Source organism: uncultured Sulfitobacter sp. (assembly GCF_947502895.1).
Taxonomy (GTDB): domain Bacteria; phylum Pseudomonadota; class Alphaproteobacteria; order Rhodobacterales; family Rhodobacteraceae; genus Sulfitobacter.
Genome location: NZ_CANNBM010000011.1, coordinates 41,885 through 52,579 on the forward strand (window position 1 = coordinate 41,885; position 10,695 = coordinate 52,579).

General features: G+C 54.2%; 9 protein-coding genes. 7 read left to right on the plus strand and 2 right to left on the minus strand.

Translation table 11 applies throughout. The features are described from left to right. Positions 1-142: 142 nt before the first annotated feature. The 6 genes from Q0903_RS19585 to Q0903_RS19610 are packed head-to-tail and all read left to right on the plus strand — an operon-like array spanning position 143 to position 7,267. On the plus strand, positions 143-709 hold the full coding sequence (locus tag Q0903_RS19585) for a tautomerase family protein (protein ID WP_299032059.1): 567 nt from the start codon (positions 143-145) through the stop codon (positions 707-709). Beyond that, complete coding sequence (locus Q0903_RS19590) at positions 706-2,403, plus strand: hydantoinase B/oxoprolinase family protein (RefSeq protein WP_299032056.1); 1,698 nt, start codon at positions 706-708, stop codon at positions 2,401-2,403. Before Q0903_RS19585 ends, Q0903_RS19590 begins: the two co-directional genes overlap by 4 nt. Continuing rightward, on the plus strand, positions 2,400-4,457 hold the full coding sequence (locus Q0903_RS19595) for a hydantoinase/oxoprolinase family protein (protein ID WP_299032053.1): 2,058 nt from the start codon (positions 2,400-2,402) through the stop codon (positions 4,455-4,457). Before Q0903_RS19590 ends, Q0903_RS19595 begins: the two co-directional genes overlap by 4 nt. Continuing rightward, complete coding sequence (locus Q0903_RS19600; protein ID WP_299418020.1) at positions 4,454-5,056, plus strand: isochorismatase family cysteine hydrolase; 603 nt, start codon at positions 4,454-4,456, stop codon at positions 5,054-5,056. Before Q0903_RS19595 ends, Q0903_RS19600 begins: the two co-directional genes overlap by 4 nt. Beyond that, entirely contained in the window at positions 5,053-5,913 is an 861-nt protein-coding gene (locus tag Q0903_RS19605; protein ID WP_299418022.1) for an isocitrate lyase/phosphoenolpyruvate mutase family protein, read from the plus strand. Before Q0903_RS19600 ends, Q0903_RS19605 begins: the two co-directional genes overlap by 4 nt. After that, positions 5,900-7,267, plus strand: a complete 1,368-nt coding sequence (locus Q0903_RS19610; protein ID WP_299418024.1) for an FAD-dependent oxidoreductase — start codon at positions 5,900-5,902, stop codon at positions 7,265-7,267. The genes Q0903_RS19605 and Q0903_RS19610 overlap by 14 nt, the downstream gene beginning before the upstream one ends. Here the strand turns inward: Q0903_RS19610 and Q0903_RS19615 are convergent. After that, positions 7,264-8,370 carry a ParB N-terminal domain-containing protein gene (locus tag Q0903_RS19615; RefSeq protein WP_299418026.1) on the minus strand — a complete coding sequence of 369 codons (1,107 nt, stop codon included), beginning with the start codon at positions 8,368-8,370 and terminating at the stop codon, positions 7,264-7,266. The two genes, Q0903_RS19610 and Q0903_RS19615, sit on opposite strands and share 4 nt — an antisense overlap. Beyond that, positions 8,371-9,669, minus strand: a complete 1,299-nt coding sequence (locus Q0903_RS19620) for an AAA family ATPase (RefSeq protein WP_299418028.1) — start codon at positions 9,667-9,669, stop codon at positions 8,371-8,373. A gap of 444 nt (positions 9,670-10,113) precedes the next feature. Between Q0903_RS19620 and Q0903_RS19625 the strand changes: the two genes are divergently transcribed. Beyond that, a partial coding sequence (locus Q0903_RS19625; RefSeq protein ID WP_299418030.1) for a hypothetical protein occupies positions 10,114-10,695 on the plus strand: 582 nt, incomplete at its 3' end.

Here is a 10,695-nt window from a genome sequence, read left to right on the forward strand (position 1 = left end):
AAAAATTCCTTCCCGTTTCGCGCTAGGGTAACGCCCCCAGAATTGATTGCAAGAAACCTATCCACCAAAAATCGAATTTTTGGTTCTATGCAGATCAAAATATCTGTCTTACAAAAGATACAATTTTGTTGGAGGATGATATATGCCAGTGATCGAGCTTCATGTCTTGGACGGCTATACGGACAGTGACAAAACACGCCTGTGCAAGGCGTTGACAGACGCCGTGCGCATCGTGGTCCCCGCTCCGCCCGAAGCTGTAACCGTGATGCTGCATGAAATGGCACCAGCAGAATATATGCGAGGGCGCCTGCACCGTTCCCCCGCCCCTGCCCTTCCAGACCCGATAGAAATCATACGCACTTTTCTTGGCGCAATGGAGGCGCGGGATCTGCCCACCGCCCAAGACATGCTGGGCGCGGGCTTTAGCATGACCTTTCCCGGAACGCAGCCCATGCACAGCCTTGACGCATTGGTCAAATGGGCCGCGCCGCGCTACCGCTTTGTGACGAAAACCTATGAGGGATTTGATGCAATGCAATCGGCTGGTGATCATGCCATCGTCTATTGCCGTGGCACCCTGTCAGGCGAATGGCCAGACGGCACACCCTTTGACGGGATCAGATTTATCGACAGATTTGAAATAACTGCCGGGCTGCTCACGCGTCAGGATGTCTGGAACGACATAGCCGAACACAAGGGGACGACATGACAACCGATATTGATCCCATCACGCTGGCCGTACTGGCAGGCCGTATGGAGCAAATCGCCGACGAAATGGACGCAACCCTGTTTCGCGCTGCCTTTAACCCCATCATCGCCGAAGCCCATGATGCCAGTCATGGGCTTTATCATGCAGTGACGGGCGATACATTGGTGCAAGGTAAATCGGGCCTACCAATCTTTGTGGGCGTGATGAGTTTTGCTGTGAAGGCTGTGATCGACAAAGCGGCCGAGAACGGTGATCTGAAGGACGGTGATATATACATCTTTAACGATGCGCATCTGGGCGGCACCCATCTTAGTGATATGCGCCTGGTTAGACCCTATTATCACGATGGAACGCTGTTTTGCTACCTCGCCTCGGTCGGGCACTGGCATGATGTGGGCGGTGCTGTGCCAGGAAATTATAACCCCGCCGCCACCGATGCATTTCAAGAGGCATTTGTGCTCCCTCCTGTCCGACTGGCCAAGGCAGGCGTGATGCAAACCGATATTGTTGATATTCTGATGCGCAACACGCGCCTGCCCCAATCGGCCCAAGGCGATCTTAACGGCCAGCTGGGCGCGCTGGATCTTGGTGTTCGTCGCATGGACGAGCTACTGGCGGAATACGGGCCTGATACCGTGCGCGCAGGGCTGGACGCACTTCAAGACCGCGCCGAGGCCCTGATGCGCGCAGAGTTAACCACACTGCCCGATGGCCGTTGGGAGGCAACAGACTATCTCGATAACGACGGGATTACCGATATCGCGCTGCCGATTACGGTCGCGTTAGAGATTTCGGGCGACACGATGACGCTGGATTTCGAAGGTACTGCACCGCGTTGTGCGGGGCCTGTGAATATCGCGCTGCCAACCGCTGTCGCAACCGCTTATGTCGCGATCAAACATATCTTTCCCGCCCTGCCTGCCAATGCAGGTGTAATGCGTCCGATCGAAGTAAAGATACCCGAAGGCTCCTTGCTCTCGGCCCCCTTCCCTGCCCCCGTTGGTGGGTACACAGAAACCATTTTGCGCATGATAGATGTTATTTTTGCCGCAGCAGCCGGTGCGGCACCTGAAAGGGTCGTCGCCAATGCCTATGGCACCATCAACGCCCTGTCGATTTCAGGCAAACGCGACAACGGCCAGCCATGGGTGATGTTCAGCTTTTATGGCGGTGGTCACGGGGGCAGTATCGAGGGCGACGGCCTAAACCACGGCAATGCACCAATCTCGACGGCGACGATCCCCCCGATGGAGATTCTGGAGGCCGCCTATCCAGTAATGTTCAAACAATGGGCGCTGCGCCCTGACAGTGCAGGTGCGGGAATGCACCGTGGCGGTATGGGCGCGATCTATGAGATCGAAGTTTTGGAAGGCAACGGCGCAAAGGCATTCCTGTTTGGAGAACGCGGGCGGTATGCCCCTACGGGCATCCTGGGCGGTAGCGACGCTGCTCTCAATGTCTTTAGCTACGAGCAATCGGATGGGTGGCATCAGCCACCAATGGCCTCAAAAATGGTAGGTATTACATTGGAGCAGGGCCAATGCGTTAGATTAGAGACACCAGGTGGTGGTGGATATGGCCCTACTGAAAACCGCGCGCCAGCGGCGGTGGCGCGCGATGTGGCAGCCGGATTTTTGAGTGCGGACAAGGCTAACCAGACTTACGGCACCGCATGGCAGGAGATCACATCATGAGCAAGATGATCGGTGTCGACGTTGGCGGCACGTTTACAGATATTTTTGTGCTCGATGAGGCAAGTGGCGTGGCCGAGGTTGCCAAAGTACCTACCACACGGCCAGACCAGTCAGGCGGGTTCCTCAGCGGAATAAGCGCACGGGTCGACGATATGTCTGATGTATCTGTCGTCGTACATGGCACCACTGCAGGCACAAACGCCCTGCTGGAGCGCAAAGGTGCCAAGATTGGTGTGATTACCACCGCAGGTCTGCGCGACGTGCTGGAAATGCGCCGCCGCGACCGACCTCGCACATGGGGCCTGCGCGGTGACTTTACGCCCGTCGTGGACCGTGCGCAGCGTCTCGAAGTACCGGAGCGTACACTGGCCAGTGGTACAATCCGCACACCCGTAGATCTGGATGCAGTGCGCGCAGCTGCGCATCAGTTGCTTCAAAACGATTGTCTCGCGGTGGCGGTGCTGTTTGCGAATGCTTATGCAAATCCCGCAAACGAGGCGCTGGCCGTGGCTGCTGTACGCGAGATCTGGCCCAACGCCCACGTTTCCTGCTCGTCCGAGATCTTGCCCGAAATCCGCGAATTCGAGCGGTTCTCGACAACAGCTTTGAACGCCTATTTGCAGCCCGAAGTATCGGGGTATCTGGGCAGACTGGAAACAGCCTTAAAGACCAACGGTTTTGTGGGCGAGTTTATGATCGTTCAGTCGAACGGCGGCGTCATGGACGTAGACACAGCCGCTAAATTACCAGTCCGCACAGCACTGTCCGGACCCGCAGCAGGGGTAATTGCGGCGGGATATATCGCACAGGCTGCTGGGTTTGAGGATGTAATTACGGGCGACATGGGGGGCACTTCTTTTGATGTCTCGTTGATTGCCAAAGGTCAGAGCATGCTCAGCCCACAGACCTCCATTGATTTCGGGATGGTTGTGAGATCTCCGATGATCGAAATCACGACCATTGGCGCGGGCGGTGGGTCTATCGCCTGGGTTGATAAAGGCGGCCTGCTTAACATCGGGCCAGAAAGCGCAGGCTCAACGCCTGGCCCTGTGGCCTACGGACTTGGGAATACCCGTCCCACTGTAACGGACGCAAATGTAGTTTTGGGCCGTATTGATCCTGAACACCCTATCGGCGGCAAACTGACCCGCCTCGATGTAGCAGCGGCACAAAACGCTATCTTGGAGCATATTGGGGCGCCTCTGGGTCTGGATGCGCTTGCAGCTGCGGAGGCGATTTTGCGCGTTGCCAACAGTAAAATGGCTGGGGCCTTGCGGCTTGTTTCGATCGAACGCGGGTTTGATCCGAAACGCTTTGCCTTTATGCCGTTTGGTGGCGGTGGTGCGCTGCATGCTGGGGCCATGATGGCCGATGTTGGACTAGCGCGCGCCATAGTGCCGCGCTATCCGGGCGTGACCTCTGCCATGGGATGCGTGATCGCTGACATGCGGCAAGATTTCGTACAAACGGTTAACGCCATGCTGGACGGAATAGATATCGCCGCACTGGCTACACATATGCAGCGCCACGTAGACGATGGCATGGCAACCCTAAAAGCGTCGAACACCGTTTTTGAAGCACGGGAGACATCATTTACGCTTGATATGGCATATCTGGGGCAAACCCACACAGTAAGTGTACCGCTTGAAGTGAAAGTAGAAAACGGTGTGGTGGTGCCACCGGAACAGTCCCAGATCGCCGAAGCCTTTGACGCCGCATATGTGGCGACCTACGGCCGACTGCTGCAATCGGGTGTGCGTCGTGTGATTAATCTACGATCCGCTGTAACGGGGAAACGCCCCCGCTTTGATCTGGCAACGCTTGCGCCCGAAGGCGGGTCAATTGAGGCAGCGCAAAAGGGAACCAGGCAGGTTTATTTCAACGGAGACTGGCATGAAACCCGCATCTACGCACGGCTTTCCCTACCAGTGGGTGCCCGCGTAACAGGCCCCGCCATTCTGGAACAGCCAGACACAACCGTTTTGATAGAGCCTGATCTGGTCGGACACGTCGATACATTTGGAAACACACTGATCGAGAGGGCCACCACATGACCCCAACAAAAACTGCATTGCTGACGATAGATTTACAAAACGATTTTTTACATGCGGACGGGGCATATGGCCGCGCAGGGCAATCAGCGCCCGCTATTGCCGCCCTGCCCGACCGCATCGCTCCTTTGCGCAAAGCGCTTCTGGATGCAGGCGGTACATATATTTCAGCCCAATTCACACTAGTTCCAAGCCGCAACGGTGATCCCCTGATCGCGCCCCATCTGAAAAAGCTCAGGCCTTTTCTGACCAAAGGTGATTTCACGCCAGGTGGATTTGGTCATGCGTTGGTTGACCAGCTTTGCCCAGCGGATTTCACAATCGAAAAAGTGGCATATTCAGCCTTTTATCAAACGCGTCTGGACTATGTGTTGGGCGCTATGGGTATCAGCACGCTTATCATCGGTGGAATCGTCACGAATGGCGGCGTGGCCAGTACAGTGCGCGACGCGCATGTGCGCAACATCCACACCATCTTGCTGTCGGATGGTTGTGCAGCATTTAACGATGATGTTCATGATGCAACGCTTGTCTCGCTCGGATCGGTTACAGAAACGCTCACCTGTGATGAGGCGACAGCCCAGATCGGATATGCGCCATGACCTTACGCGCAAGATTAAAGCACCAGGACATCCTTGTGGCTCCTGGCGTATACGATGGTCTCACAGCTGCATTAGCAGATGCTGCCGGGTTTGAGGCGCTATACCTCTCTGGGGCCGCTGTCGCCTATACGCGATTGGGGCGGCCTGATATCGGACTAACCACAGCAAGTGAGATGGCTGATACTATGGCACTGATTGCGGACCGAACGGACAGGCCTGTTATTATGGATGCCGATACCGGTTTTGGAAACGCCCTCAATGCGCGGCGCACCATGACCACATATGAACGCGCAGGTGCTGCGGCACTTCAGGTCGAAGATCAGACCTACCCTAAAAAATGCGGGCATTTGTCGGACAAAGGTCTGATTTCAAAGAAAGAAATGGTTGGAAAGATTGCCGCTATGGTTGATGCGCGGCGCCACGATACCCTTGTTATTGCGCGCACTGACGCGATTGCTGTCGAAGGGTTTTCTGCAGCAGAAGACCGCGCAGGAGCCTACATTGACGCAGGTGCAGACATCTTATTTATCGAGGCTCCGCGCGACCAGCAGGAGTTGGCTCGCATTCCTGATACCTTCTGCGGACAGGTTCCCCTGCTCGCAAATATGGTCGAAGGCGGCTCCACCCCGATTTCATCTGCAAAGTCACTTGAAGAGTTGGGATTTGATATCGTGATCTTTCCTGGTGGCATCGTGCGTGCGCTGGCCCAGACAGCACAGGATTATTATGAAAACTTGCGCGATACAGGCTCTAACGTGCATTTTAGACACAGAATGCATGATTTTGACAGCCTCAACCAAGCCATAGGAACCCCCGATATGCTTGCACTTGGGGGGAAGTACGATGGCAAAACCTGATGTCAGCTCACCACTGACGCAGTACGATATCGAGGTTGAAACACTCATCGTCGGGGCCGGCGCAGCCGGAATGGTCGCCGGTTTGCGGGCACATGAAGCAGGTCAGGACGTGCTCTTGATCGAGGCAGACCCCCTTCCCTCCGGATCTACCGCGCTAAGCGCAGGTCTAATTCCGGCTGCAGGTACCCGTTTCCAAAAACAAGCGGGAATAACGGATTCCGCACTACAGTTTGCCGAAGATATCCAAAACAAAGCCAAGTTCGAAAATGAGCAAGCACTTGTCGACCTGTTGGCAGAGCATTCCGGCCCCACGATTGAGTGGTTGTCTGATACACATAATTTTCCGTTTTCAGTCATAACGGATTTTGACTATCCTGGGCACTCGCAGCGCCGCATGCACGGTTTGCCAGAAAGGTCGGGCGCGGAGCTGGTAGACGCATTGCGTGGTCGCATTGAAGAACTAGACATACCGTTGGTTTGCAACAGACGGGCCGTGGAACTGTTTGCCCGTGATGGCCACATATTCGGGGTTCGGGTGGCTTCGCCCGACGGATCAACCGAAACGATCGGGGTGGGGCGTCTGATCCTCGCCTGTAATGGTTTCGGCGGCAATCGCAGGATGGTTAAACATCATATTCCCCAGATCGATGGTGGTCTATGGTTTGGACATGATGGAAACCAAGGTGAGGCTGTTCAGTGGGCGGAACTGCTGGGTGCGGCGACGCGGCATTTGAGTGCCTATCAGGGCCATGGGAATGTGGCGCACCCGCATGGAATACTGATTACATGGGCCGTGATTTCGGAAGGCGGTTTTCAAGTGAATGTGCACGGACAACGCTTTTGGGACGAAGGGCAAGGTTACTCCGAAGCCGCGCGTGCTGTATTAGCGCAACCCGATGGTGTTGCTTGGGTGATCTTTGATGAGCGTATTGCAGCAATCGCACGGCAGTTTTTGGATTTCAAAACCGCTGAAGCACAGGGCGCCGTACTTAGGGCCAAAAGCATTAACGAACTGGAAAACACATGCGGGTTCCCCGCGGGTAACCTGGCGCAGACAATTGATGATATTCCGTATCGGGAAGCAGATACTTTCGGGCGCCGATTCAACGCCCCTCCCCTTTCACCACCCTATTGCGCCGTGCGCGTGACCGGAGCGCTATTCCACACCCAAGGCGGAATAGACATCGAAGCAACTTCGCTGCGTGTTCGAAAGCGAGATGGCGGATTGTTTCACAACCTCTATGCAATTGGTGGCGCGGCCTGTGGCGTGTCAGGGGCGGGCGATAGCGGATATTTATCTGGCAACGGCCTATTGGCCGCTACGGTGCTGGGCTTTCTTGTTGGAGACATCTAATCATCAAGGGTCGCGAGGAACGCCTCTATGCTTGCTTGCAGCTTTTCCTTATTCAGGGCGGAGAAGTCTTTGTTCATGCGCAACTCAAGTCGACCGTTTTCAGCCGTGACTTTGGCATCTCCATCATCGCGCCGGAGTTTAAGAGATGTCTTCGAAACTGATTTTATTGAAGGCTTAGCGCCAGTCAGTTTACGAGGTTCAGCTACGCAATGCCGAAGAATACGTAACTCATCATCAGAATCTCGCGTCTCGGCCTTTGCAAGGCGCCGTATGATCATCTCGCCAGCCGAGGCATCAGCTTCCATAACGCGGTAAAGTTCCAAACCTAATAATCGGGGAATCGCTTCCGGAAATCTAACCTGATCACCCACGGCCTCAAGAACACGCGCAAACTGCCGGATGTAAGTCCGTTTTTGCTTCAGCGCTGATGCATAAAGAACATTAACAGCTTCGTGTACGTCAATCTGTGCTTCAACCGCATAAGACTGGGCAAGCTTGGCCATCTCTCCAAAGGAAAGGTCTTTCCGCACTAAATTTTCATCTACCATTTTTCTGTAAAGGTTTGCCAGCGGCTCCCCTCGGAGGACCAAAGCGGCCGGAATACGCTTATACCGCGGATCACCCGTTTCGACCTCTAGCGCACGAAACGCCGTGAGACGGCGGAAGCCCTGGATAAGCTCATAACCACTGTCAGTCTGCTCTACACGGATAGGGTTCGACAATCCTACAGACTGTATGGAAACCATCAGCTCTTTTAGCTCAAGGTCAATCTCTGATGAACGGTCTCTTGTTAGCTTGGTCATCTTGACCTTGGTTGTCTCGATTAGATCAGTGATCAGGCCGAGCTTCTTTAGTCGGACATGCTCTTGTGCCAGCGCATCGTTTTCGGAGCGAATAGCAGCTTCGGTCTGTGCCCGCGATCCAACAGCCTCAACAGTTTCGGAAATTGCACTGGCCATCGGGCTACGGCGGGGCTTTGCCTCAGCTGATTTACTATCACCGGTGGTTTGCGGATCCGTCTGTACTGTTTCCTGGTTCCCCGCGGGGAACTCTTCGGCATCCGGATCGAAATTAATGTCGAAAACACTTCTCTTCTTTACCATCTACTCGTCCTCCACCTTATCCCAAGCGTGTATCAAAGTTTCTCTGAACTCGTCATAAGCACGATCAAATGACGTCCGCGCGCGGCGCCATGTCTCTCGTGTCATCTGGCGATAATCCATCTCGTATATTGACGACAAAAAGCGCCCAGACTGCTCAACAGCGCGGGTCATTTCTATCGGGTGCTCTGCAACATGCGGCTTAAAGACTTGACCAAAAGCGGTCTGCATCGCTCTATGAAGTTCATTGTTCGGCTCGAAGCGTGTCAACAGGAACTTAATTTCTGCAAACGCCTTTCTTGGGTCGCCCCCCGCAGGCAGCACACCCTTGAAGCGTCCAAGATCCTCCAACGCCTCGGACAACTGACCGATGAAACTGGTGGTGCTGTCATATTCCCAGTAGCCGGGCCCAGATGGAATATATAGCACATCTGCTGCAAACACCGCGTTCATGGACTGATATCCAATGGCTGGAGGGCAGTCGAAAATGATGATATCATAAGCGTCGCTGGGAATTTGATCCAGATAACGAGAGACCGCTGCAAAGAACGACCACTCCGGATTCAAGTGGCGATACTGCGCTGACGCGAACTCTACAAATGCAGCGTTTGCACAGCTAGGGATCAAATCGATCGTTGGCCAGCTGGTTGGCTTAATGAAATCAGCGGTGCGCAAATCAGACAAACCCATGCCAGTCACCGACGCTGGCAGTTTTCGATGGGGCAGGGCAGTACCCGTTTCAGCCCCACCTGTTGCGGCATTCATACGTTCGGTCTCACGGATCAGATCACGCGCCATAATGCCCCAGACTGTAAACTCCTCAGAGACATCTGATAGACCCATGGAATGGCTCAAGGTAGCTTGCGGGTCAAAATCGACAGCCAAGACACGATACCCGTCCAGTGCAGCAGCATGCGCAAAGTGAAGTGCGACGGTCGATTTCCCCGCACCTCCCTTAAAGTTCGCAATTGCTGCTCGGATAGGTCGCTTTCCTGCTGGTCTTGGTGGTAGCAGCGGGGCACCGCGGACCTTCAACTTACGGCGCAACTCGTTGATTTCTTCAAGCGCATACCAGCGTTGCCGGCCATCTTCCTCCACAATGCCTTCTGGCAGGCTCGGATCTGCCGCCAACCTCCCCCTTAGCGTTGAAGGATTCATCTTCAGTATCAACTCGGCCACTTCCCAACTCGAAAACCGACGGAGCGTCTTCTCCATTTCAGGTGAATAGGTCTGCTGGCGAATGAAGCCCTGCATTTTCAACGATTGTGCCTGCAACTTTGCAAGATCAGTGTGGGTAAACATCTGCGCCTCATTTTTTTGGTTCCCCGCGGGGAACTGAATGCCCCGAGAACGCTAATTATTCATATCTTCTGATTTATGCTGAATTTGCACTCTTTGAAAAGAGCTTTATACCAATAGAGCACTGCGACCCACTTGCACCAACCGAGAGTCTTTCCCGATTCGCCAAGCGACAACAGGACTCGTCAGAATACGGGACAGCCTCTAGATCAATCGAATCTAATAGGGGACAAAACGAGCGCATTAAGGGACGTCTTGAATGTCCCCCTATACCTTTAATACCTAATTACTTTTAATTTTGTCTTTGTGAAACTCGCCTCTAGTCATCTCGACTTGACATCTGCTCTCAATCGGACGCTAATTGGGCAACGGATGGGAAAAGCGTTCTAAGCGTACATCCAGTGATGACCTAACATCACAGCAGGCCTACTAACATTCGGAGCAGATATGCAGACAGCAACCATAATTGGTCGCGGTTCAGCCGCACGTAAGTATGACATTCTTACAGCCTTAGGTGCGTTTGCGCTCTCCAGCCACAAACATCAGCAGAGACTGGTGCTCCGCCTGATGACTCTTATCACCGCACGCTACAATTGGGGTCGCAACGAAATTGCCGTGGGTCAGCGCGAAATCGCCCGTCTTTGGTCCGTGGATGAGCGAACAGTCAAACGTGAAATGGCAAAGTTGAGGGCGATGGGCTGGTTGGTTGTTCAAAGACAGGGTGCGCGCGGTCGTGTCACCCAATATGGTCTAGATATGGATCTAATATTGCAAACGACGCAACCGTGCTGGAATAACGTAGGTCCCGATTTTGACCTACGCATGAATGGTGTGCCTGAGACGAGTGATGTCGTTCCACTTCCGGTCAAAGGCTTTGTTCCCGCGCCAGAGCTTTCAAACGGCACGGAGTGGACTTTGGCGCAGGGCATTTTACATCGTGAAGATCAAGGGCTCTATGGGAGTTGGCTGCGCGCCTTGGAGCGGGTTAACCGAGTAGGAGGACGTTTGACTCTCCGAGCACCGAGTCGC